This window comes from Corynebacterium sp. KPL2825 (assembly GCF_037908445.1).
Taxonomy (GTDB): domain Bacteria; phylum Actinomycetota; class Actinomycetes; order Mycobacteriales; family Mycobacteriaceae; genus Corynebacterium; species Corynebacterium kefirresidentii.
In genome coordinates this window covers 178,835-201,562 of sequence record NZ_JBBMGI010000004.1, presented here as the reverse complement: position 1 = coordinate 201,562, position 22,728 = coordinate 178,835, and the positions used below count along the sequence as shown (strand labels likewise).

Here is a 22,728-nt window from a genome sequence, read left to right as displayed (position 1 = left end):
TCCTTAACATCCTTCGGAGTCCAACGCGTCACAACTACCTCCCGGTCGAAGTGGCGCATTCACCCCTTGACAGCACGATTGTTCTTTTTGGGTTTTGGGCTTTCATTTTGACTACTACTACCTTTAACCAGCTGGATCCTACAGAACGGGACCCGCGGTCATTGACGTTGAATATGGTTCAGTTGGGAAGTCTGATGCTTCCTCTCTTGATTGGTTCGTATTCTTTGGTGATCTCGTCGATCGATCGTAAAAATCGTATGCTTACGCGGCTGCAATCTCTGGGGACATCCGCCAGGGAAATCATGCTCATTAAGTCTGTATGGGTGAGTTTAGTAGCATTCTTCGGAATTGCAGCTGTCATACTAGCGACAGTTCAAGCTAGTCGTTCTTTCAACGTTCCAGTCTTAGGGAACCAATTGGTAGTCGTAGTTTTTGCTTTGTTGATGGAAACTGTTGCCTTGGTTCCCTTGTTCCTCCATCTTGCCTTGCGTCTCAAGCACCCTGGATGGGTCGTTGGTATCGCGCTGATAGGCTCAGTTCTCGGTTCAGCTGGTCACATGATCCCTCAGGCAGTAGCAATTTTCATTCCTTTCACTTTAGTTGGAGCTCTATCCCCTGTAGGGGTACAAGAAGACAGTCTTTTGGATCACGTCTTGTCTCTTTCGGATCTGGGAATTGTGATCATAGTCGCCCTTGTTGTTGCAACTTTTTCAATTGTTGTGGTTCCTCGGAGGTTTCAAGATGAACTTTAATTTGACAGTGTTTCGGAAGTCGCCAGCTACGATTTTGATTGCTCTCGCGGTAGTACTTCTTTTTCTCTTAGCGTTTTGTTTCGGAATCGCAATGGTTCCGGAAGAGAAATGGGGTCAAGATTCCAACAGTGCCATTGGTTTTGCTTGGGCAAATATGGGGGGACTTTACTTCGGAATCCTTTCCCCTATTTTGGTGGCAGCAATTTCCGCGACCTTAATGGGGCCGGAGCAAAAAAGGGGAAATATCAATTGGATTAAAAGCCAACCTAATGGAAGGAAGAAACTTCTGATTGAGAAGATTTCTATCCTTTTTCCCTCGCCCTAGCTATGGGTGTACTTCAATTTTTAATCACTCTCATCTATAAGTACATGAGTGGCTATCCTGAGGAGCCGCTCAGTAAGCTTCTTCCCGTTTATTCTCTATGGACCATTTTGGGAATACTTGCTGTAGGTTGTTTCTACCTTTGGCTTTCAACGTATATTGATAATTTCGCTGGCGTTTTGGGTGCAGCAGTGGGGCTAACGATCGCCACGATGGGAATCTCGATTGCAAATCAACTCTTGGCGGGTACGAATGGTGTTGAGAAGTTCTTGCCAACTTCTCAAATCATCGCAACTTCATTCGCTCGTTCTCCGGGGGAATCTAGTGCTGAGGCATTCTTTCTCTCAGGAGTGATCGCTTTGTTGTGGATGTTTTTGTTCGTGTTTCTTACCTGCAGAAAGCTCTCGAAGAAGGGGTAGGAACTATTTCACTTATATGGGGGATACTTCCGTACACGCATCCCTTCATGGGGCACTTCATAGAGTGGGAGTTGGAGGAGGCTATCCCTGATGACGTCTGGGAAAGCACCAACTAAGGACTAATCCTGTTCCGGCTCCGGTGCGGTTAGAGTTCGGCGTCCTGGTTGCCGTCGTGCTCTGCTTCTAGCTCTGGTTCCTCGTTTTCAGTCTGGTTGTCGTGTCGTTATCCGCGGCCTGGTAACCGGTAGGAGCCTCCTCGTCTAGTTCGAGGCTGGCGAGGAAGTCGAGGTCGTTTTATTCCTACGGGCCATGTGGGTGGTGGTCTTGTACGGATTCTGATCCTTGGTGAAAATGGTAGGTCTTGGTCGATTTATAGGGTCGTTGGGTTTAGGGTGAGGTCATGCTTTTTGATTCGCTGCCGCGACCGAGCGTGCGTGTGGCTTCGGGGGTGGGGCATGTGCCGGGATGGGTGGGCGTCGATAAGCAGAGGGCCTTGGTAGATGAGATGCGTGGCATTGCGCGCGAGTATGCGAATACGCCGATGGCGATGGTACGGCCGCGGTTGAAATCCGGCGGGCAAATGAGCGTTTTTCAGCTGCATCTGGGCAGGTATTGGCATTATCCCAGCTATCGGTATGTAGACAATATGGACGGCACGCGGGTTCCGCCGGTGCCGGAGAGCCTGCGGCGGATTGCTCCGAGAGCGCTGCGCGCCGCGGCTGAGGTAGCGCCCGAGCTAGAGCCGTGGGTGGAGAACTTCGTGCCGGAGATGGCGCTAGTTAATTACTATCCGCCGGGCTCGGCCATGGGCATGCATGTGGATGATTCGGAGGAGTCACCTGCCCCGGTGATTTCGCTATCCATTGGGGATGAGGCTCTTTTCCGCATGGGCCATACCGAATCGCGCACGCGGCCGTGGGATGATATCACGCTGTGCTCTGGGGATTTGGTGGTCTTTGGCGGGCCAAAGCGCTTTGCCTACCACGGGGTAGTGCGCGTTAATGACGGCACGTTGCCGGAGGGGTGCGGGTTGAGTGATGGACGTATCAACATCACCATCAGACAAGTATCTGCGCGGGCGGTAAGCTAGGGACGTTACATAAAGCTTGAAGGAAAGAAGGTCCTCTTATGTCTCGTATCGGCATCATCGGCACTACCCGCGATAACTCGGCCGGCAAGGTAGTGGGTGAGTGGATTTATGATCTTGCCCAGGGGCGCCAGGATAGGGTGGAGTACATCCTGCTGGACCTCAAGGAGTTTGATGTTCCACTGCTAACCACTGACGTCATTCCTGCCACCGCCAATAAGCAGTATGCGGATGAAAAGGTGCAGGCGTGGTCTGATGCAGTGGATGCCTGCGATGGTTTCGTATTTGTTACCCCGGAGTACAACCGCTCCGTGCCGGGTCCGTTCAAGAATGCCTTCGACTGCTTGGCCGGGGAGTGGACCGGCAAGCCGGTTGCGTTCGCCGGTTACGGTCCAGCGGGCGCAATCCGCGGTGTGGAAGCATGGCGCACCATCGTGGTGAACTTCTCCATGCCGCAGCTGCGCAATCAGCTCGACTTCGGCTTCTTTACTGACTGGACCGAAGGCGAATTCCGCCCTGTAGATGCCAAGGTGGAACGCACCAATTCCTTGCTGGCCGAGCTGGAAGATGCCGTTTCCGCATAATCAGTTCGCACAGCGGCCACGTTCTGGCCCCGCATTAGGCGAACGAGACCGATAACGTGGCCACATGTTGGCCTCATATAAAAATCCAGCCCCCGCTGCTCACGAAGAGCGCGGGGGCTGAATGCTATGTGGCCGGTTTAGTTACTGCAGGCCGAACTGATCCCACGCGGCAGGGGAGAGGTTCTGGTACACGTGCTTGTGCTCCTGGTACTCGGCCAAGCCGGTGGGGCCAAGCTCGCGGCCGTTGCCGGACTGCTTGAAGCCGCCCCACTCTGCCTGCGGCAGGTACGGGTGGAAGTCGTTAATCCAGATGGTGCCGTGGCGCAGGGCGCGGGCTACGCGCTCGGCGCGGCCGGCGTCGGAAGTGTAGACGGCGCCTGCCAAGCCGTACTCGGTGTCGTTCGCGATGGCGATGGCCTCCTCCTCGGTGGTGAAGGTCTCGATGGTCACGGTCGGGCCGAAGGCCTCGTCGTGGACACAGTCCATCTCGCGGGTAGCACCATCAATGATGGTCGGCAGGTAGTAGACACCAGCGCCCAAGTCGGTGGTGCCGGTGCCGTGCTGGCCATTGGTGTCCTCGCTGGTAGCAGCGCGGCCACCGGTGAGGATCTTGGCGCCCTGCTCGCGAGCCTTGTCCACGTAGGCGGCGACCTTCTCGCGGTGTTCAGCGGAGATGAGCGGGCCGGTTTCGGCCTTGTCATCGGTCGGGCCGCCGATCTTGATCTTATTGGCGCGCTCTACCAGGGCATCGACGAACTTATCGTGCAGAGACTCTTCGACAACGATGCGGGAGCCTGCGGAGCAGACCTGGCCGGAGTGGAAGAAGGCGCCGTTGAGGGCGTTGTCCACGGCTACGTCGAAATCGGCATCGGCGAAGATGACGTTCGGGTTCTTGCCGCCGAGTTCGAGCGCGGTGCGTTTGACGGTCTCCGCCGCATTCTTGGCGATGATCTTGCCGGTGACCAGGCCACCGGTGAAGGAGACCATGTCTACATCTGGGTGCTGGGAGAGCGGGTTGCCGCAGTTAGCGCCGGCGCCGGTGATGAGGTTGCCTACGCCGTCCGGCAGGCCGCACTTCTTGAGGGCGGCCATGAGCAGCATCGCGGTGTGTGGGGTGAGCTCCGCCTGCTTAAGGACGAAGGTATTGCCGGCGGCCAGGGCCGGGCCGACCTTCCAGGAGACCTGCAGTAGCGGGTAATTCCATGGGGTAATCAGGCCACAGACGCCGACGGGCTCGGCGTCGATGCGGGATCGCAGGTTGGGATCCTGCGGGTCGACTACGCGGCCGGCCTGGTGCTGGGCCAGGGTGCCGAAGTACTCAAAGGCGTTGGCGATGTCATCCATATCGCCCAAGGACTCCTCGTAGCGCTTGCCGGTATCAGCGGACTCGGCTTGAGCGAAAAGTTCCTTGTGTTCACGGATGAAATCGGCCACGCGGATAACCAGCTTGCCACGCTCGGCGGACGGGGTATTGGCCCACTCGCCGTTATCGAAGGTTTCACGGGCAACCTTGATGGCGCGCTCGGTGTCCTCGTCGGATGCTTCGGAGACTAAACCGACGGTGGAACCATCGGCCGGGCAGATGATGGTGCGGGTTTCGCCGCTTTGGGCGGCTTCCCACTTACCGTTGATGAACAGGGACTTCGGGGCGCCATCGGTATGCACGCCCTTCAGCAGCTCGGTCTGGGTGGGGTCGAACAAAGTGTTCTGGGTGCTCAAGTGAAAAGCAACCTTTCTCTCATAGAGGTAGTTGTAGTGGCCAGCTTAGCTATCTTCGCGCCAGGTGCGCTCAGGCTCGGCGCCATCGGAGACATCGGAGTCGCCCGGCTGGGTCTGCTGCATGTAGAGGAAGGCCAAGTGGCGTTCATAAAGATCCAGCACATTGTTAATGATCTGATTCTCGGAATAGCCGTAGACGTCATAGCCCAGCGAACCAGTCATGTCATAGACCTCGAGGCGGTAGTACTCGTCGCCTTCGCCCGCGCTGAAATCGGGGCGCTCGGCCGCGACCGGGAAGAGCTGGTAGCGGAACATGCGCTCATTGTGCAGCTTTACCTCTAGGTCGAGCTGGGGCAATTCGACGTCGGGAAGCTCGCTGGTGAGCAAGATGGCGTCGTAGCCGCGGGTACGCATGTGGGTAGCAACCTGCTCCAAGGCGTAGGTGGCGGTATCGCGCAGGTAAGTATCCATCTCCTTCTTGGAAGGGAAGGTATTGGCGCGGTCGAGGCGGTTCTTCCACAGGTTGGAATCCGAAGGCTCGCGCTCGGTACGGGAGGAAATCACACCATGTATAGCGGTGGTGCGGGCCTCGCGCTGCACGTTTTCCAGGCGCAGGGACTTCCACAGGGAGAACATGATGAGGTAGACCACGAAGGCAAAGGGCAGGCCCATCACGACGGTCGCGGATTGCACGGTGGCGATGCCATCGATCTGTAGCAGGGCAAGGGTCAGCGCACCTACGGTTACGGACCAGAAGATGCGCAGCCAGCGTGCGCCATCCTGGCGGTTATCGGTGATGCGAGAGGTGAAGTTGGACATCACCAGCGCGCCGGAGTCGGCCGAGGTGATATAGAGCAGTAGGCCAATAAAGGTGGTCAAGAAAATGACGATGCCAGAGCCTGGGAACTCGTGCAGCATGTCGTAGAAGCCTTGCTCTGGCACGTTAATAGCGTTCTCGGCGAATTCGGGGTAGTCACCGGAGCGGACCATGTCCAAGGCAGTGTTACCAAAGAAGGACATCCACATCAGGATGAATAGGAACGGGAAGGTCAGGGTGCCGAAGATGAACTGGCGCAGGGTGCGGCCGCGGGAGATGCGGGCCAGGAAGAGGCCGACGAAGGTCGCCCAGGCGATCCACCATGCCCAGAAGAAGAGGGTCCAGGACTGCATCCAGGTATCTACGTTGGCTTGGTCTTCGGCGAAGGCGAAGGTCTCCATGGTCCAAGATGGGAATTTTGCGACGTAGTCACCGATATTGGTCACGATGGCATCGAAGAGGTAGGCGGTCTTGCCAAAGACCACGACGTAGACCATCAGTGCGATGGCCAAATAGACGTTGAGCTCGGAGAGGAAGCGAATGCCCTTATCGACGCCGGATACAGCCGACAGCGTGGCAATGGCCACCGCAATAATAATGAGGGCGGACTGCAGTCCAAGGCCCTGCTCGATGCCGAAGATGAGGTGGAAGCCATAGGACAGCTGCACCACGCCGATGCCCAGGGAAGCGGTCACACCGAAGACGGTGCCCAGCATGGCGGCGATGTCCACCGCGGAGCCGATAGGGCCGTGCACGCGCTTGCCGATGAGCGGGTAGAGCGCGGAGCGGATAGCCAGCGGCATGTTCAGGCGGTAGGCAAAGTAGCCAAAGGCCATGCCCATAAGTGCATAAAGCGCCCAGCCGGTGAGGCCATAGTGGAACATGGCATAGACCACGGCTTCCTTGGCGGCCTCCATGGTTTCGCCGTCACCGACCGGTGGCTGCATGTACATGGTGACTGGCTCGGCCACGGCGAAGAACATGAGGTCCACGCCGATGCCAGCGGCAAAGAGCATGGACGCCCAGGAGAAGGTATTAAATTTCGGCCGCGAGTGGTCCGGTCCGAGGCGGATATTGCCGGCATTGGAAAAGGCAATATAGAGCACGAAGACCACGGCGATGGTGGCGGTGAGAACGTAGAACCAGCCAAGGTTGTGGCCGATCCAGCCGGTCACACTGGCGAGGGTTTCTGCCGCGGAATCGCGGCCGAGCCCGGCATAGAGCGCCATGGCAATAATGAGGACGCCAGAGATGATAAATACCGGCCAGTTTGTCTTGGGAGCAGGGACCTGATCCGCGCCTACGGCATCGCCGGTTTCGGCCTTGTAGCTGCCGACGAGGGCGCGGACTTGGTAGCGCGGGCTGCGCTTCTTGGGCTCTCCAGAGGGGGTTGCGAGAGAGGTGTTTTTACCCCCTTCTTGGGGGTCTTTATGTGAAGTGAGAGACTCCTCAGGATTGTGAGGATCAAAGTTAGCCATCTACTTCTCCTATTGCTGGTTGTTTTGGGCCGAATCTTTCGCACGAGTGCCCCAAAATGCTCACAAGATCGCAGGGAGAGATAGGTGAGTGAAATGAATCATATTCGGGCGAACTATGCGCAAAGACTGCGGATTTCATCTCCAGAGAAATCCATCCGGACAAGGTAAATATACATTAAGATGGGCAAACTTCTAGCGGGATGTGTACTCTGGAGGCAGTGCCCGCACATAAGGCGATGTGAATAATTACAGACTTTTGTATAAATTACAATATTTTCACTTCCGGTGGGGCAATCTTGACGTGTGAAATATTTCACAGAAAGAAGGGGATTTATGGGTTTTATGGACAAGCTGACCAAGAAGCGTTCCGCTAAAAAGGTCACCGATGAAGTAAGCGACGTAGTCGTCGTTGGCGGTGGCTCCGCAGGCTCCGTCATCGCCGCACGCCTGACCGAAGACAAGAACACCCGCGTGCTGGTCCTTGAGGCTGGCCGCCCAGATTCCTTGTGGGATCTGTTCATTCACATGCCATCCGGCTTCTCTTTCCCAATCGGCGCAAAGAACTATGACTGGATGTATGAGTCCGATCCAGAGCCAGAGATGAACGGCCGCCGTGTCTACCATGCTCGCGGCAAGGTCCTTGGCGGATCTTCCTCCATCAACGGCATGATCTACCAGCGCGGTAACCCGATGGACTACGAGAAGTGGGGCCAGAACCCGGGCATGGAGAACTGGGACTTCGCCCACTGCCTGCCGTACTTCAACCGCATGGAAACCGCCGCTGCGGCCGAGCCGAACGATCCGCGCCGTGGCCACGATGGCCCGCTGTACCTCTCCCGCGGCCCGGCTACCTCCGAGCTCTTCCAGGCCCTGTTCAAGTCTGTGCAGGAAGCCGGCTACAACCTGACCAATGACGTCAATGGTTACCGCCAGGAAGGCTTCGCTCCGTTCGATCGCAATATTAAGAACGGCAAGCGCTGGTCCGCTGCCCGCGCCTACCTGTACCCCAACATGGATCGCGAGAACCTCGAGATCCGCACCCGCGCTTTCACCACCAAGATCCTCTTCGAGGGCCAGAAGGCCGTCGGCGTCGAGTATGAGTGGCAGGGCGGCGTTCACCGCGTCTACGCCGAGAAGATCGTGCTGTCCGCCGGTGCCATTAACACCCCGCAGCTGCTGGAAATTTCCGGCATTGGTGACCGTGAGATTCTGGAGAAGCACGGCATCGACGTCGTCAAGCACCTGCCAGGTGTGGGCGAGAACCTGCAGGACCACCTCGAGGTCTACATCCAGTATGAGACCACCAAGTCCACCGCATCCTCCCAGCCTTACCTGGATAAGTGGCGCTGGCCGTTCATGGGTCTGCAGTGGCTGCTGACCCACAAGGGCCCGGTTGCTACCTCCCACTTCGAGGGAGGCGGCTTCGTGCGCTCCAATGAGAACGAGGACTACCCGAACCTCATGTTCCACTTCCTGCCGATGGCCGTGCGTTATGACGGCCAGAAGGCGGACGTCAAGCACGGCTTCCAGTGGCACGTTGGCCCGATGTTCTCCGATACCAAGGGCCACGTTCACATCAAGAGCGCCGATATCCACGACAAGCCATCCATCCTCTTCAACTACCTGAAGACCGACCAGGACCGCCGCGAGTGGGTTGAGGCCGTACGCGTTGCCCGCTCCCTGCTGGATACCAAGGCCATGGAAGAGGTAGGTGCCCGCGAGTTCAGCCCGGGCCCGGATGTCCAGACCGACGAGGAGATCTTGGAGTGGGTCCGCAACGATGGGGAGACCGCGCTGCACCCATCCTGCACCGCCAAGATGGGTGCGGAGTCTGATCCGATGGCCGTCGTTAATCCGGACACCATGGGTGTATGGGGCGTCGAAGGTCTCTACATTGCGGATGCCTCCGTCTTCCCATCCGTGACCAACGGAAATATCTACTCCCCAACCATGATGGTGGGCGAGAAGGCCGCTGACCTCATCGCCGGCCGCACCCCGCTGGAGCCAAACTACGCCGAGTGGTACAAGGCTAAGCACGATATGCCGCTCTACGCTGAGGGCGAAGCAGTCCGCGATCACAAGCACTCCATCCAGGGCGCTGACCACTAAGCAGCCTGCCGCCGGATTGCTCTAGCGCCGCGTTTCCCATTCTTGGGGCGCGGCGCTTTTGCTTGCCGACATCCCCTTTTCCCGTGCACCTCTCTGCTGGGCCAGAACCATGGTTTAATCGTCGGGCAAGGAATCGGCTCCGCTGGATTGAAGTGACAGAGTAAAGGAAGACATTGATGCTCAGCATTATCGCCTTAGTAATTAGTATCGTTTTCGCCGTATCCGTTCTGAGAAAGCTCGATGACATCGATAGGCACCTGAAGGAGCTGCTCTCCTCGCGCGAAGATGGCGAAACACCGCGTTAATCGTGCGGGTGGCTAAGGAGATGGTGAACGAATTTCGAATTAACCAACTGCAAAAGGCCCATACCGACCGTGAAATGGAATTTTCCTGCGATGTAGTTTGAAGGGCTATGTCTTCGTAGACCAAAGTGGTTTCCAAGCAGCAGTTCCAGTACTTCGTACGCGGGGTAGCCAACACCGCCGACTTCAAGGAAGTATCATTCCCGGATACCAGCGAAAAGAGATAGTCATTTGGCTATTAGAAAGCTTCGCTACGTGTGGTTTGACCCGTACGCAATGTCCGTGAGTGTCTAGCTCTTGATGGAGAACCTGGTGTCAGTGTCGCTGGCCGCACCTACGCCGCCGTCATGTCCGCCGACACCCTGTTCATCACCATCCCCACAGGGGTGGGTGTGGACGTCCACGTGAAGATTCTGGAGAATTTCGCCGCCCACGTCGCCCCTCGTTGGGTTGGCAGGCGAACCGTGAAGGACTAGTCATCGGCTATCCCATCGACTAATTCTTGCAGGTCGCAGGACTTTCGCGTGACTGTTAGTTCAGCCCATTTTAAATAGTTCATCGCACACTGTATAGTTCAGCACATGCTGACTATTGCTTCGCGCCTCGACGTCATGAACCGGCTCGGCCGGGCCATGGCTGATCCGACGCGCTCCCGAATCCTGATAACCCTACTAGACGGTCCGAGCTACCCGGCTGTGCTCTCGCAAAGCTTGGATCTGACCCGCTCGAACGTTTCGAACCACCTGTCTTGCCTGCGCGATTGTGGCATTGTCGTCGCTGAGCCGGAGGGCCGTAAGACCCGCTACGAAATCGCCGATCCGCACCTCGCGGCAGCGCTCGAAGCGCTAGTCAACGCGACACTGGCCGTCGACGAGAATGCCCCCTGCATCGACACTGAGTGCTCGGTGCCCGGCTGCGGCGAGAAAGGAGCGGACGTATGAGTTCAGCATGTGGATGCGAACACGAACCCGCCACGGAGATCGACGAGCTCGATCGGCCATGGTGGAAGGACCCTGAGCTACTGCTGCCGTTCTTCTCCGGCGTAGCCCTCATAACAGGACTGGCGCTGGACTGGTCCGACTTGGAGACGCCCGCGACGGTACTGTATTGGGTTGGGCTGCTTTTGGGCGCTTACACGTTCGCGCCTGGAGCGATCCGGAACCTTGTCACGAAGCGCAAGCTCGGCATTGGCTTGCTAATGACGATCAGCGCGGTCGGTGCGGTGATCCTCGGATTCGTCGGAGAGGCCGCGGCGCTAGCGTTCCTGTATTCGATCGCCGAGGCACTGGAAGACAAGGCGATGGACCGGGCCCAAGGCGAACTGCGGGCGCTGTTGAAGCTGGTACCGCAGACCGCGACGGTGCTGCGCGACGGCACAGCGGCCGAGGTCGAAGCGAAGGACCTCGAGGTTGGCGAGCTAATGCTCGTGCGCCCTGGAGAGCGGATCGCCACGGACGGCATCATTCGATCCGGGCGCTCCAGCCTTGACACCTCAGCGATCACCGGAGAATCCATTCCGGAGGAGGTTGCGCCCGGCGACGAAGTGTCTGCGGGAGCGATCAACTCCGCCGGGGTGCTGGAGGTCGAGACGACCGCAGCTGGAACGGACAACTCGCTGACCACACTCGTGGACCTAGTCGAGCAAGCGCAGGCGGAAAAGGGCGACCGCGCCCGGATCGCCGACCGGATTGCCCAACCCCTAGTGCCCGGGGTGATGATCCTGGCGGTGCTGGTCGGCGTGATCGGCTCGCTGCTGGGCGACCCTGAGACGTGGATCACCCGTGCGCTGGTAGTCCTGGTCGCAGCGTCGCCGTGCGCGCTGGCAATCTCCGTGCCGCTGACGGTCGTGGCCGCGATCGGCGCGGCCAGCCAGTTCGGAGTGGTCATCAAGTCCGGCGCGGCGTTCGAGCGACTCGGCGGCATCCGTCACCTGGCAGTGGACAAAACCGGAACCCTTACCCGCAACCAGCCTGAGGTTACCGGAGTGGTCCCGGCAGACGGATTCGATCGGGCGCAGGTGCTTTCCTTCGCGGCGGCAGTTGAGCAGCAATCGACACACCCCCTCGCCGCGGCGATCGCGGCAGCGGGGCCCGAAGCGCCCACCGCCTCGGACATCAGCGAGGAAGCTGGGCATGGCATCGGCGGCACCGTCGAAGGCCGACGGGTGCTGGTGGGCAGCCCCCGATGGATCGACGCCGGGCCACTGAAAGCGGACGTTGAGCGCATGGAGTCCGAGGGCCAGACCTGCGTCCTGGTCACCGTCGATGACGCCCTCGCCGGGGCGATCGGGGTCCGCGACGAGTTGCGGCCCGAGGTGCCCGAAGCCGTGCAGGCCCTGCACGCCAACGACGTGGAAGTAAGCATGCTCACCGGCGACAACACTCGCACCGCCCGGGCGCTGGCTGGAATCGCCGGAATCGACGACGTGCGCGCCGAGCTGCGCCCTGAGGACAAGGCAAGCATCGTCGCCGAATTCTCCTCCAAGACGCCGACGGCGATGATCGGCGACGGCATCAACGACGCGCCGGCACTGGCGGGCGCGACGGTGGGCATAGCGATGGGAGCGACCGGCTCTGACGCCGCGATCGAGTCCGCTGACGTCGCCTTCACCGGCCACGACCTCCGGCTAATCCCGAAGGCGCTGCAGCACGCCCGCCGAGGAAGCAGGATCATCAACCAGAACATCGTGCTGTCTCTGGCCATCATCATCGTGTTGATGCCACTGGCGATCAGCGGCGTGCTGGGCCTGGCCGCCGTCGTGTTGGTTCACGAGGTCGCCGAAGTGATCGTGATCTTGAACGGCCTGCGGGCTGCGCAAGCGAAGCGCTGAGGCTGCGACCGGCAAGTCTCATAAGGGTTAAACCACACGCCGAGCGGACACACCTTGGGCCAGGCACGTCATTCGAGTTCACGGTCCGTCTCCGTGGAATCGGGATCGTACTCGGTGACCTGTCCCTTCTCGGTGTGGGTGGGCACGGGGGCTGTGGGCGAGCCACCACCCGGCACGTGCCCCAGCCGGTCAAGGACCCCCGAGCGCTCGGCGTCTCCAGCGCAGATCGTGGAAGGATCGAACTTGCTCAGGGACCAAGCGTCACTGCGAGACTCTTTTCGTCCCGCAATTTGAATAGTTCAGCGGCCTTGATACCGCGGACATCCATTCGGAGTGCTGCCGAGTCTCATCGACACAGCCCGCGACTATCTGGGCAGTGTGTTTGACAAAGGACCCCACCCTCATCAGCATTGACGAGCCCTCGCCGTTCCAGTTGCCGTAACCGACTAGATGCAGATTCTTCGGCGTGGTTTCGCGGCCGCGCATGAGGTGGCGGAATAGACCGAGAGCCGAACGAAAACCAGCGCACCAGTTCAGATGGTCGTGGTCGTGCTCACTAAAGCTATCGAAGATGGGGGATGTCCCCGAGGTTCGGGCCGGAATCGCCGCCGAGCATCCGGCGGCGGCCGCGTCGGCGAACGAACAGACCGCGCTTCAACCTACCCCCAATAACGCGAAGCGCCATCAACGCCCCGCGTTACACGTTTAATTTGAACTCCACAGAGTGTCGGCGCAGTTTAACGGGTGCGAGATTCATTCTTGGACCCAGCCCAGTCGCTGGCGTTAACCTTGCACAAAACTACGGCGATGGTCCTAGACGGCCTTGCTGACTGAGCACCCGGCACCTCCATTACAGGCGTTCGTGCTCCTCACATCCTTTGCTCAAGCGGACTGCTATCCCGTAAACCGATGTTGTCACCCCTCCAGGACGGTAGCCTTATCAACCCAGCGAGCCAATAGACTGAAAGCCGCGAGCTGCTCCAACGCGATTTGCTCCTCACCACCGTCGTGTGGAACATGCATCCCGGGATTGCGGATAGCCGCGTACAAGCCCTCTGCAAAGGCGCGGGCGCCCCGATGCAGGTTCTCAAACGTCTTACTGCCATCATTTTCCATAAGCCGAAGGCGCGGCGCATTACGCTTCGGATCATGGAGTGAAAACGCCTCGTTGAAAAGTGCTGTTTCAGATACGTCTAGGCGGTTCAGTTTCGCTTGGGTCTCTGCATTGACGCGGATGGCAGCCTGCATCACGGCTTGATGGTAGTGTCCGTGATTCCAGTAACCCTTGCCATTTTCCCACGCCCACGGATGCAGATTGGCTGCATCTAAGTCTGGCGTATTCTCTCCGAGCTTTTCAGCGAGTTCAGACCGACGTTCAAGCGCTGTCTTGGCCCGGGCCGCCTGACCCCTCAGCCAGCTATACTCCTTGTCCTGGACCGGGCGTCCTTGTCTCCACCCGGGAAGCACTCGGTCAAGGATCATTTCAACGACATGGGCGCGTGCCGCAGCCTCAGTCGGCGATCCACTCATAACGGTTCCAAGGTAGGCGATGCCCGGGCCCATGTCGGGGACTACCTTCGCTGTGACTTGCAGGAACGCGTCTATCTCATTGATCGCCCACTCGGGGTCCAGCTCGGCCATGCCTCCATTATGACGTATGGGGCTGACATGGCCGGAGAGAACTGGTCTGATACCCCACCAGAAACACCCCGCATTGTTGCAGGCGCGCTGACGCGCGCCCATCATGGAAACCATGAGCGATCCCAACTTCACGATCCGCCAGATCACCTTCGACTGCCACGATCCCTCAAAGCTCGCCAAGTTTTGGTCCGCCGCAACCGGCTGCGAAATCGCCGCGGATTACGGCGATTTCGTGATGGTTGATTCCACCCCGGCGCTGGGATTTCAGCGCGTTGAGGAACCGACACCTGGGAAAAACCGCATGCACGTCGACGTTGGCGGGGCGGAGCGCGAAACTTTAATAGAACGCCTCAAAGACCTAGGCGCCACCGAACTCACCACCCACGAAGCGCCGGGATTGGTGTGGACCGTCATGCAGGACCCGGAAGGCAACGAGTTCTGCGTGGGTAACCCCGGGGCCTAGCTACACGTTGAACTTGAACTCGACCACGTTCCGTAGCCGAATAACCTTTGGAGCCGCGCCGTCAGTTAGCAGAGATGTGGCACCGCAGCGCCTAGGCAAGAGGAGGCAGATGAGTATCGACGACATCGCGGACCACGTCGATGTCGACGCCGAAATACTGGTGCACCAGGATGTTGCGGAAATCCCGAATCTGAGGCCAGACGATCTCAGGGTGCGCGCCGGTGATCTCATCGGGAAGATGGTTCACGGCTTCGCCGGACTGCGACTCACAGCGGCACCGCCTCGGCGAGCGTCGAAGCGGATACCGGGTGCCTGAGCAACTGGGCAGGAAACACGTCGATGCCATCGCGCCCGAACAGAGCGCGACTCTCCTCGAGCAGACCAGACGCACGCATCAGGAGACGTCCCTCCGCAGGGTCCATCCCGACGAGGATGTCGATGTCCGATCCTGCAGACGCGGTGCCGCGCGCGACGGACCCGAACAACTTCGGGTTGGTCGCGCCGTACCGATCGATGAGCGCCTGGAACTAGTCAAGACGCGCAACGAGAATCCCGCGTAGGGCAAGCGTCTCAGGCGTCATGACGGTCTCAGACATGCTTCCGGGGGTAACGGGCCCGGCAGCACGTCGACATGGAGCTTTGACATTGAAGCGGAACTCCACCGCGTTCTTAAGGGCCGACGACATTCTCCCGTCTCACCGCCGCACCAGGCGGCACTGACGCGCTGCCACCACTTACAGCCGGTCGTCTCGCCCGCCCGCCATGACGCACTCAGCGAACGAGCGATAGAGCAGGCTTACACGCGTCTCGCACTAAACGACCGGGCAGCAGCGTCACGGAGGTTCCGAAGTAGCGGCTATCGCAGTGCACCTAAGGGTTTGGTGAGGGAACCAGCCATTCGGCAGCGGTACGGAACGTAGCCCTCAGTTGCGGGTGCTCCCGCACGATCTCTCGCTGCCGCTCCGCCGGCAACCCGAGCTCGTGCAAGACGTTGAGGATTACGACCGCGGTCGTCACCTCGACGACGGCGATCAGCTCCTCGATGGAATGGTTGGGCGTTCTGCCCTCGTGCGCGAGGTCATTGCGGGCGCGCGTCGTCCACTTCGCCCAATGGTCGACATCCGGTAAGAGCTGTGCGATCGCTTCCTGATCGGGTCGCGCGGCGAGGGCATGGAGCCGATCACGGAGGGTCGGGTCGTTGCGGATCGCCCCCTTGAACCTGTTTCGGTGCTCATCGGGAACCTGCGCCAGCATCGCCTCTCGCATCGCCCTGAACTCCGCGTTGGGGAACGGTTTCTCGTCGATGCGGAGGTTGCGGTGCAACACCTCGGCAGCACCGACTGCCGTCAGAAGATTGTTCTCAACAAAACGGGCCGGTGCGTAGCGCAAGCCCAAGATCATGTTTGTCGCTGCCTCCAGGCGGCCATGGGCCTCGCACCATCGGGGCATGACCTCCTCAAATGGGATCGAGCCGCAGGTGAAGAACATTCGGTGGTGATCGACGGCTTTCGCGTCGTGTTTTCCAAGCGCGGCCGGTGAGTAGAGCACATCGGCACGTCGGCGCGGCAGCGGGCGGCCATCAGGGAAGTGCGACTCGGTCCCGGCAACTTCCAGTCGGAGCCAGATCACTCCGGCCGCGCGATGCGTCGCCAGGGAGATCAGGTCCTGCACCAGGCTCGCCTCCTGCAGAGCAACATTCAGAGAGAATGGTTCAGCTGGCACGACGCAGATGGACACCGTGTCCCGCATACGTCCGACGCTTCCTCCCTTGCGCTGGTCGAAGAATGGAAGCGTGTGCGTGTGCTGAAGGCGATACTCAGTGTCGTCGACCACGACCGATTGCGCCTCGACCGGCTTCACCGAGATACGCCCGGTCCCATCGATCTTGCCGTCGGGAGCCCCGAGGGATCCTTCGAACACAGAAGACGCCGCCCAGAGACTCAGATCCTCGACTGAGACTTCTGCCCTAGCGAACGCCGGATCCGCGTCACCGCTGACATGCGCGCCGATGATGGCGACCGTCGCGGTCACGGTCTGCTTATCAGGGCTCGCCACTCGCGCACCCATGGTCCTTCTGGTGCTCCTAGGAACACAGCCAAGCAGTGTGATCTCCCTGAGCTCGGCCACACCGTGCATGACTTCCCAGGTGCGGGTTCCTTCGTGAACAGCAGTCCATCCAGACGAGTCCGTCGTCAAGATCCGATCCTCGAAGGTGCCGATCAGCGACAGAGAGAGACCATCTTCCGGGTCGTACCGTAGGACACCCGGGACCTTCTCGCTAGGGGCTTCCGGCAGCCACCACACGCCAGCCCACTCGCCGACCTTGTCGAGGTTGAGAGGATCATTAGGCATCGTACTCCCGGTCCCGGGCTCCTTCCTGTCTTGCGGCCAGATGTCAGGTCGAAAATCTTTACTCCACCACATGCCCCCCACGTAGGACAATCTACAGCGAGATCATGGTCAACTGAGATCGGATGCGGCGACTGGCACACAATCGCAGTTCGACGCGACGGCACAGCCCTCGCAACTGGCAACAATCAGCGAGGGCAGACCGACGTCGCCCGGTGGACACACGTGTCCGGGGTCTTTGCCGGCTACCTGCACACCGTCGGCTTACACGAAGACGGCACCGTCGTCGCCGTCAGCGACGACAGCAGAGGCCAGTGCGAGGTGTCATCGTGGAGAAGCATCACCTCAGTGGCGGCCGGCTCCGTCCATACGCTCGCACTGAGCCAGACCGGAAGGGTCTTCGGAACGGGCGACAACCAGTTCGGCCAGTGCGATGTCCAGTCATGGACCGGCATCACAGCGATCGCAGCCGGAGCGAGACACTCGCTCGGGCTGCGGGCGACCACACCGAGCAGCAATGCAATGTCAACGCCTGGGCCGCTCGACCACAGATGAACTGAAGTCCAGCGTGCCCGATAATCGGCGGTCGATCACACGTTGAATCTAAACTCCACCGAGTTCCGGCACATAGGTACATCTGAACACGGGGTTCACGTGCTCCCCCTCCCCACGGTCAGTGCTCGCTACTGATCAGGGGACACAGGCTCACCCTCGACGTGGGTCAGCCTGCAGGACGCCACGAAGGAGGTACCGCGCCATCACGCCGGCAGGGAACCCGGCTGAGACGCCACATACTAGGGATCTGAAGAGGGCTCGACATGCCAGCGGTCGGCCCCTATTCCTTCGCGAGCACGGCGTTATCCGTCAGGCAGAAGTCATCGTTGATCTTGATGACCAGCGCAACGAGTAGGCGGAGCGCTGTTAGATACGTGTGGCGGTGAACGCGGTCGTCGTCACCGTCTGCCTGTGATCCATGGAGGTAGCGGTTGCGCAGGCTAGGTCCGTTGCTGAACTCCTTATCGTTAAGGAAGTAGTTGAAGTAGCTGACCTCCGCGGCGCTGAGCAGCGTTGATCGATGCGCCAGCCATCCGGCGCTCACCATCTCGTCAATGGCTTTCTGGCCGGCCGCCGAATGATGGAGACAGCTCGTCACCTCGTACTCCCAGAGTTCCTTGAGCACATGCAATTGTGGCGCGCTTGCAAACGCAATTCGGTCACGATCTCCGGTCAGGATGCCCTTCTCGACCAGGAAGTCGATGTTGCGCTGTTGGTACTCGTGGAACTGGTCGTAGGCGATGTCATTGGCGATGACCAAGTGGAGGAAGCTCTCTGCCTCCAGATCGCTGCTGATGTGCACCAATCCGGATTGGTCCGAGAAGAGCAGGTGCTGAATTCCTTGGATGTCCGCGTTGTTGGCAACGTAGGCGTACTTATCCACAACCTGACTCGGGATGTCGCCGTAGGAAAGCTGCTCCGATGTGATTGTCAACAGCTCCGGGTCAACCTCGCCGTAGTCGACATGCAGCGTGAACTGCTTGAGGACGCTCTCCATCTCTGAGAACAGATGGCGGCTCTTCTCAAGGTAGGTAGCGGTCGGGCTGGAGGCGCGGTACTTCAGCCCCTTAGCACCGAACTCCTGCTCAAGGTAGTCCGTGAAGAACCAAGCGATGACCGACTCGAGCTCTATACCTTCGGAGCTGAGGAAGCGCTCGTACATCAAGGTCTGGAGCAAGGACGCCTGATCCTTGAGCCTGAACACCGCCCCCGTCCGGTAGTCGCCCTTGCCCGGCGTACCCATGAACCGCTCGAAGACGCCAAGTTGCGCTCCGTAGGAAGGGAGTTCCAGGAGCATGTGGTCGTTGGCGAACTGGAACAGGTGAACAAAGTTATTCAGGATAGTCGGGTAGTCGAGGTTCTCCGTGAGCCAGGTTCGACTGTAGGAGTACTTGCCAACCATGCCGTCCAAAGACTGGACGACCTCTTCGACCTGATCGGCCGAGATGCCCACTTCGCAGCCGGTCTTGATCCCCTCCGTGGACTCGAACATCTTCTTCGTGAGCGCATCTGCCTTGCGACGAGCCTTTAGCTTCAGTCGTGCATCGACGCCGGTGTTCTTGTCAGCTCGTGCGGATGCGATCAGCTTGACGAAGTTGAGGTTGGGCTCTTCCTCATCGAGGTAGCGGTCAAACAGGCCACGCTGATCCGCGGGAGTGAAGCTCTTCGGAATATGGATTGGATCCCGCCCCTCGGACTGGAGGAACTTCCGCGCAAGCAGCTCAGCATTGCGCGGCTCATCGAGTAGCAGGGCCCGAATCTCCTGGTCGTAGGCACGCACGAGTGCCTGGCATGAGAGCAGATCGTGCGGGTGGAAACTCTGCTCTTGAAGTGCAGCAAGCACGATCGAGTCAGTGCAGCGCTCGAAGACCTTGTTTTTTCCGAGGAGATCGAGGACGTCTGTGCGGTACTGAAAGTCAACGTCCTGAACGAGCGTTGAGAAGGTGGCGTCAGTCACTTTGCCGAAAAACCTGCCGATGACTTCCCGGATCTCGGGGACGTGCGCCAGAGGCGCGTCTCGCTCTGCTTCGGCCAGGTCCTTCGGGAGAACTTTGTGTTCTAGGAACAACGCGAGATGATGCAACTCAACGATGTCGTTTATGCCTTGATCGCCACGAGTAGCATCGAATTCACGGACGAGCTCTAGGAGGCGGTCGGCCTGCCAGAAGGTTCCGTAGTCGCTGAGGCCGAAGAACTTCAGTCTCTTCTCTGGTCCGCTTTCCGACACTCGAATCTCCCTCCCGGTAGGCGTCACTCTATACAGTTCGGGGGCGCCTAGTGGCACGAATTTGAAGTTGTTGCCTGATCGTACAGCAGTCCCCTTGGGCGGAGCCGTCGTCCACGTCGATCGTCGCGCCGGCTCCTCGTTCTGTCGTGGAAGCGAGCCGAACTAGCGGCGCATCACCCCGAGGCGGACACGACCTACGTCTCGATGGGCATAGTCCCGCGCCCCATCGGGCTCCTCCCCACCGCGGAGCGGCGCACGACGGACGATGTACAACTACGCGGGTAGGCCCCTTGCAAAAGCGCCGGGCACTAGTCCTGACTCAACACTCGACGAGAATCATCAACGAATCTCACTAGTTATTGAAACGGAACTCCACTTGGTTCAAGTCATCCGTGTGACCCCGCGGGCGACCCGCGCCGGGTTGATGTGTGCGTTGGGGTGTGCAGCGGCACAGAGTTTTGGGTGACAGCATCCTTGGCTGGCGCTCCGCGGTGATCACTGCACGGCCTAGTGTGTTGGGTGCGCTGCAACTCATTGGCGGGCTTTTGTCCATATGAGCGTGTCTTCGATTCGTTCCGGTTTTAAGTCCGCCGCGTACCTACCGTGGTGGCGGACACCGAGAATTACACGGAACAGGCCATCGCGGCCGGCAGCATTAATGACTTGACTGGCTGGCTCGCCTATAAGCTCGGGGTGGTTACCAACCTGTCCAATCCGAAAGCGCTGGTATTCTTTGGTGCGGTTTTCGCGCAGTTTATTCGCCCCGATATGTCGCCCACGTGGACCGTTGCGGTGGCGGTAATCCTCTTGGCGATGTCCTTGACGTGGTTTTCTACCTTTGCGCTCATTGTGCGCGCGGCATCGCGCTGGATTGCGCATCATTCTGCGGCCATCGATATCGTTTCGGGTCTTATCTTTGCGGTGCTGGGACTCGTTATGGCCGTCGAGGGCGCTATCGAGCTCTTTGGTTAGTGCAGGTGGCGGATTTCTATAAAAGAGTTGATATAAGCGCTATCTAAATCACAGGACTTACCTGTTTCGCTGCAGGTGAGAGCGTCCTTATAGTGGCATGCGTTGATCCAATGGCATGCGAGTATGGAGGTGTTAGGTGGCTATTAGCGCCCTCGTGACCCTGATGGGCGTGTGGTTCGCGGCGATGGCCTCGCCGGGCCCAGACGTAGTGCAAATCATTCGCTTAGGTGCGCGTTCTACGCGCGCAGCCGTATGGGCGGCGCTGGGTAGTACCACCGGCCTTACCATTTGGACCGTGGCCTCCTTGGCGGGGCTGTCCGCGCTGATTTCCGCGCACCCTGGGATCCTCGTGGCGCTGCAGGTTCTCGGTGGCTGTTACCTGCTGTGGATGGCCTATACCGCCATTACCGGTGGAATCAAGGAGCGTCGCGCGCCCACAACCGTCGTGGGCACCGAAACCCGCGCCCCGCAGCCACGCGGGTTTACACCGGACGGCATTATCAAGGCGGGCACTGCCTACCGCATGGGATTTATCTGCGATCTTTCGAACCCCAAGGTGGTCATCTTCTTTGGCGCCATCTTTGCCAATTTCATTGATCCCGGCATGGGCATCGGCGCCAATCTCATGGTGGGTGCCGTACTGATTCTGGAAAGCCTCGTGCTTTTTGTCGGCGTGGCTTTAAGTACCCGCGCGGTTTCGAAGTGGATGGCTAAGAACTCCGCCTGGGTGGATATTGTCAGCGGCGTGGTCTTCCTCTTGCTCGGTGTCATCATCCTTTTTGAGGGCGTGCGTGGACTTATAGCCATGTAATCTGGGGCCATGATTTTTACCACTACCAATACCGTTGATGGTTATGAGATTACGGACTATATCCGCATTATCGCCGGGGAAACCGTCATCGGTATTAATATGCTGAAGGATTTCGGGGCATCCATCCGCAATATCACCGGTGGGCGCTCCGCCGGGTACGAAAGCGAGGCCATCAAAGCACGCGAAGCGGCACTCGATGAATTGTGGCGGCGCGGTCAGGAGCTCGGGGCCGATGGTGTGGTGGGCATCGCCTTCGATTATTCGCCCATGGGAACGTCGAATGACATGTTGATGGTCACGGCCACTGGCACGGCGGTGAAGCTGCGCGCTCGTGATTAAAATCGGCAAGAAAACACTGGCCCTGTGCGCTGGGTTATGCGCGGCCGCCGGACTCATGGCGGGGTGCGAGGAAGAACCGCCGCAGCCGGGCAGCGTGCCAAATGAATCGCAAGGCGCGGCCGATGGCTATATCACCACGCTGCCGGACCAGGGCACAACGGCCAATGGCCGCTACCAGATCATTAACCTACAAAATCATCGCAGTTTTGTAGTCCACGTGCCGTTTAATGCGGATAAGCACCACCGCTTGCCCGTGGTCGTGGCGATGCACGGCTATGAGATGGACGCCGGAAATATGTTTAAAGGCACTGACCTTTCCCAAGGCGATGCCATTACCGTCTTTGTCCAAGGTGCGGGCAAGGCGTGGGCACCGGCACCCTATGCGGTAACCAGCTTGGAAGATGACCTCAAGTACGTGGATGACACGATTGATTTCGTCCGGCGCCATTATCCCGCCACGGACACCACCTATGGCGTGGGCTTTTCCAATGGCGGCGGATTCGCCCGCGCGGTGACCTGCAAGCGGCCGGGCCTATTCGATGCGGTGGCCACGGTTTCGGCGGCAAAATATGACCGCGTGGAAAAAGACTGTGCCAGCGAGCCCACCGATTACCTGGATATCCACGGCACTAAGGACGCGCTGATGAAATATGGCGGTGGGCGCCAACACGGAGCGCACTACCACTCGGTCAAACAATCGCTGCGCGGGATTGCGAAAGAGAATGGGTGCAATCCGTTTCCAAAGAGGCGTCGGAAAGAAGCAGTGGAGCACTTTACCTGGCGGGTATGTGATGCGCGCACCGAGCAGTACACCATCCACGGCGGCACGCACACGTGGAACGGTGGGGCCACGGACCATTCCGGCTTAGTTAAGGCAGAATGGACCACCGATACGGTGCTGGATTTCTTCCATATTGCCCACCCGTAGTCAGCGCAGCGCGCGGGCTGGGTA

23 protein-coding genes are annotated in these 22,728 nt (G+C 59.2%); 16 read left to right on the top strand and 7 right to left on the bottom strand.

Going from position 1 to position 22,728, the window contains the following annotated elements; all coding sequences use genetic code 11:
* The 5 genes from WMQ00_RS04975 to WMQ00_RS04955 form a co-directional block, all read left to right on the top strand.
* On the top strand, positions 1 to 752 hold a 752-nt coding region (locus WMQ00_RS04975; RefSeq protein WP_340440730.1), incomplete at its 5' end, for a hypothetical protein.
* Positions 742 to 1,077, top strand: a complete 336-nt coding sequence (locus WMQ00_RS04970; protein WP_340440729.1) for a hypothetical protein — start codon at positions 742 to 744, stop codon at positions 1,075 to 1,077. The genes WMQ00_RS04975 and WMQ00_RS04970, both read left to right, overlap by 11 nt.
* A 44-nt stretch (positions 1,078 to 1,121) precedes the next feature.
* Positions 1,122 to 1,493 carry a hypothetical protein gene (locus WMQ00_RS04965; RefSeq protein ID WP_340440728.1) on the top strand — a complete coding sequence of 124 codons (372 nt, stop codon included), beginning with the start codon at positions 1,122 to 1,124 and terminating at the stop codon, positions 1,491 to 1,493.
* Positions 1,494 to 1,893: 400 nt separating this feature from the next.
* The gene (locus WMQ00_RS04960) at positions 1,894 to 2,583 is read left to right on the top strand and encodes an alpha-ketoglutarate-dependent dioxygenase AlkB (RefSeq protein ID WP_340440727.1); all 690 of its coding nucleotides are present in this window, start codon (positions 1,894 to 1,896) and stop codon (positions 2,581 to 2,583) included.
* A 38-nt stretch (positions 2,584 to 2,621) separates the two neighbouring features.
* Positions 2,622 to 3,164: an NADPH-dependent FMN reductase gene (locus tag WMQ00_RS04955; RefSeq protein WP_340440726.1), complete on the top strand. Its 543-nt coding sequence runs from the start codon at positions 2,622 to 2,624 to the stop codon at positions 3,162 to 3,164.
* Between the two features lie 141 nt (positions 3,165 to 3,305).
* Here WMQ00_RS04955 and WMQ00_RS04950 read toward each other — a convergent pair whose 3' ends face one another.
* Together WMQ00_RS04950 and betT are read right to left on the bottom strand one after the other, a co-directional pair.
* The gene (locus tag WMQ00_RS04950) at positions 3,306 to 4,883 is read right to left on the bottom strand and encodes an aldehyde dehydrogenase family protein (protein ID WP_340440725.1); all 1,578 of its coding nucleotides are present in this window, start codon (positions 4,881 to 4,883) and stop codon (positions 3,306 to 3,308) included.
* Between the two features lie 45 nt (positions 4,884 to 4,928).
* A complete protein-coding gene (gene betT, locus WMQ00_RS04945) occupies positions 4,929 to 7,178 on the bottom strand; it encodes a choline BCCT transporter BetT (RefSeq protein WP_023020311.1) in 2,250 nt (749 codons plus the stop codon).
* Between the two features lie 333 nt (positions 7,179 to 7,511).
* On the opposite strand from betT, the gene betA reads away from it, so the two are divergent.
* The 5 genes from betA to WMQ00_RS04920 all read left to right on the top strand — a co-directional run bounded on the left by betA (position 7,512) and on the right by WMQ00_RS04920 (position 12,419).
* Positions 7,512 to 9,287, top strand: coding sequence for a choline dehydrogenase (gene betA, locus WMQ00_RS04940; protein WP_259824800.1), 1,776 nt, complete (start codon positions 7,512 to 7,514; stop codon positions 9,285 to 9,287).
* A 176-nt stretch (positions 9,288 to 9,463) separates the two neighbouring features.
* Complete coding sequence (locus tag WMQ00_RS04935) at positions 9,464 to 9,592, top strand: hypothetical protein (protein ID WP_023020313.1); 129 nt, start codon at positions 9,464 to 9,466, stop codon at positions 9,590 to 9,592.
* A 344-nt stretch (positions 9,593 to 9,936) separates the two neighbouring features.
* A complete protein-coding gene (locus WMQ00_RS04930) occupies positions 9,937 to 10,065 on the top strand; it encodes a hypothetical protein (protein WP_023020314.1) in 129 nt (42 codons plus the stop codon).
* Positions 10,066 to 10,170: 105 nt separating this feature from the next.
* The gene (gene cmtR, locus WMQ00_RS04925; RefSeq protein ID WP_023016478.1) at positions 10,171 to 10,530 is read left to right on the top strand and encodes a Cd(II)/Pb(II)-sensing metalloregulatory transcriptional regulator CmtR; all 360 of its coding nucleotides are present in this window, start codon (positions 10,171 to 10,173) and stop codon (positions 10,528 to 10,530) included.
* Positions 10,527 to 12,419: a heavy metal translocating P-type ATPase gene (locus WMQ00_RS04920; RefSeq protein WP_340440724.1), complete on the top strand. Its 1,893-nt coding sequence runs from the start codon at positions 10,527 to 10,529 to the stop codon at positions 12,417 to 12,419. The genes cmtR and WMQ00_RS04920 overlap by 4 nt, the downstream gene beginning before the upstream one ends.
* A gap of 915 nt (positions 12,420 to 13,334) precedes the next feature.
* On the opposite strand, the gene WMQ00_RS04915 is transcribed toward WMQ00_RS04920, so the two are convergent.
* Positions 13,335 to 14,060, bottom strand: coding sequence for a TIGR02391 family protein (locus WMQ00_RS04915; protein ID WP_023020317.1), 726 nt, complete (start codon positions 14,058 to 14,060; stop codon positions 13,335 to 13,337).
* Positions 14,061 to 14,172: 112 nt separating this feature from the next.
* Here WMQ00_RS04915 and WMQ00_RS04910 point away from each other — a divergent pair, with 112 nt between their 5' ends.
* Positions 14,173 to 14,523 (top strand): VOC family protein, encoded by a 351-nt coding sequence (locus WMQ00_RS04910; RefSeq protein ID WP_034656146.1) that lies wholly within the window; start codon positions 14,173 to 14,175, stop codon positions 14,521 to 14,523.
* Positions 14,524 to 14,614: 91 nt separating this feature from the next.
* Here the strand turns inward: WMQ00_RS04910 and WMQ00_RS04905 are convergent, their stop codons facing one another.
* From WMQ00_RS04905 to WMQ00_RS04895, 3 genes are all read right to left on the bottom strand, one after another.
* Entirely contained in the window at positions 14,615 to 14,869 is a 255-nt protein-coding gene (locus WMQ00_RS04905) for a HepT-like ribonuclease domain-containing protein (protein WP_083298937.1), read from the bottom strand.
* Positions 14,790 to 15,008 (bottom strand): nucleotidyltransferase family protein, encoded by a 219-nt coding sequence (locus WMQ00_RS04900; RefSeq protein WP_255712281.1) that lies wholly within the window; start codon positions 15,006 to 15,008, stop codon positions 14,790 to 14,792. Before WMQ00_RS04900 ends, WMQ00_RS04905 begins: the two co-directional genes overlap by 80 nt.
* 385 nt (positions 15,009 to 15,393) lie before the next feature.
* The gene (locus WMQ00_RS04895) at positions 15,394 to 16,875 is read right to left on the bottom strand and encodes an ApeA N-terminal domain 1-containing protein (RefSeq protein ID WP_308767139.1); all 1,482 of its coding nucleotides are present in this window, start codon (positions 16,873 to 16,875) and stop codon (positions 15,394 to 15,396) included.
* A 30-nt stretch (positions 16,876 to 16,905) separates the two neighbouring features.
* Here WMQ00_RS04895 and WMQ00_RS12000 point away from each other — a divergent pair, with 30 nt between their 5' ends.
* Positions 16,906 to 17,427, top strand: a complete 522-nt coding sequence (locus WMQ00_RS12000) for a hypothetical protein (protein ID WP_369075360.1) — start codon at positions 16,906 to 16,908, stop codon at positions 17,425 to 17,427.
* Positions 17,428 to 17,707: 280 nt separating this feature from the next.
* Here WMQ00_RS12000 and WMQ00_RS04890 read toward each other — a convergent pair whose 3' ends face one another.
* Positions 17,708 to 19,654, bottom strand: a complete 1,947-nt coding sequence (locus tag WMQ00_RS04890) for a hypothetical protein (protein WP_308767140.1) — start codon at positions 19,652 to 19,654, stop codon at positions 17,708 to 17,710.
* A gap of 603 nt (positions 19,655 to 20,257) precedes the next feature.
* On the opposite strand from WMQ00_RS04890, the gene WMQ00_RS04885 reads away from it, so the two are divergent.
* The 4 genes from WMQ00_RS04885 to WMQ00_RS04870 all read left to right on the top strand — a co-directional run bounded on the left by WMQ00_RS04885 (position 20,258) and on the right by WMQ00_RS04870 (position 22,704).
* Positions 20,258 to 20,626 (top strand): LysE family translocator, encoded by a 369-nt coding sequence (locus WMQ00_RS04885; protein WP_239229370.1) that lies wholly within the window; start codon positions 20,258 to 20,260, stop codon positions 20,624 to 20,626.
* A gap of 136 nt (positions 20,627 to 20,762) precedes the next feature.
* Positions 20,763 to 21,437, top strand: a complete 675-nt coding sequence (locus tag WMQ00_RS04880; RefSeq protein WP_308767141.1) for a LysE family translocator — start codon at positions 20,763 to 20,765, stop codon at positions 21,435 to 21,437.
* 9 nt (positions 21,438 to 21,446) lie between these two features.
* Entirely contained in the window at positions 21,447 to 21,776 is a 330-nt protein-coding gene (locus WMQ00_RS04875) for a YbjQ family protein (protein ID WP_049358954.1), read from the top strand.
* Complete coding sequence (locus WMQ00_RS04870; protein WP_248099298.1) at positions 21,769 to 22,704, top strand: alpha/beta hydrolase family esterase; 936 nt, start codon at positions 21,769 to 21,771, stop codon at positions 22,702 to 22,704. Before WMQ00_RS04875 ends, WMQ00_RS04870 begins: the two co-directional genes overlap by 8 nt.
* Positions 22,705 to 22,728 lie beyond the last annotated feature (24 nt).

Bases quoted from the DNA above. Each gene is read 5' to 3' on its own strand.
- WMQ00_RS04970 (WP_340440729.1), top strand. From the start codon at position 742: ATGAACTTTAATTTGACAGTGTTTCGGAAGTCGCCAGCTACGATTTTG.
- WMQ00_RS04965 (WP_340440728.1), top strand. From the start codon at position 1,122: ATGAGTGGCTATCCTGAGGAGCCGCTCAGTAAGCTTCTTCCCGTTTAT.
- WMQ00_RS04960 (WP_340440727.1), top strand. From the start codon at position 1,894: ATGCTTTTTGATTCGCTGCCGCGACCGAGCGTGCGTGTGGCTTCGGGG.
- WMQ00_RS04955 (WP_340440726.1), top strand. From the start codon at position 2,622: ATGTCTCGTATCGGCATCATCGGCACTACCCGCGATAACTCGGCCGGC.
- betT (WP_023020311.1), bottom strand. From the start codon at position 7,178: ATGGCTAACTTTGATCCTCACAATCCTGAGGAGTCTCTCACTTCACAT.
- betA (WP_259824800.1), top strand. From the start codon at position 7,512: ATGGGTTTTATGGACAAGCTGACCAAGAAGCGTTCCGCTAAAAAGGTC.
- WMQ00_RS04935 (WP_023020313.1), top strand. From the start codon at position 9,464: ATGCTCAGCATTATCGCCTTAGTAATTAGTATCGTTTTCGCCGTATCC.
- WMQ00_RS04930 (WP_023020314.1), top strand. From the start codon at position 9,937: ATGTCCGCCGACACCCTGTTCATCACCATCCCCACAGGGGTGGGTGTG.
- cmtR (WP_023016478.1), top strand. From the start codon at position 10,171: ATGCTGACTATTGCTTCGCGCCTCGACGTCATGAACCGGCTCGGCCGG.
- WMQ00_RS04920 (WP_340440724.1), top strand. From the start codon at position 10,527: ATGAGTTCAGCATGTGGATGCGAACACGAACCCGCCACGGAGATCGAC.
- WMQ00_RS04915 (WP_023020317.1), bottom strand. From the start codon at position 14,060: ATGGCCGAGCTGGACCCCGAGTGGGCGATCAATGAGATAGACGCGTTC.
- WMQ00_RS04910 (WP_034656146.1), top strand. From the start codon at position 14,173: ATGAGCGATCCCAACTTCACGATCCGCCAGATCACCTTCGACTGCCAC.
- WMQ00_RS04905 (WP_083298937.1), bottom strand. From the start codon at position 14,869: ATGGCATCGACGTGTTTCCTGCCCAGTTGCTCAGGCACCCGGTATCCG.
- WMQ00_RS04895 (WP_308767139.1), bottom strand. From the start codon at position 16,875: ATGCCTAATGATCCTCTCAACCTCGACAAGGTCGGCGAGTGGGCTGGC.
- WMQ00_RS04875 (WP_049358954.1), top strand. From the start codon at position 21,447: ATGATTTTTACCACTACCAATACCGTTGATGGTTATGAGATTACGGAC.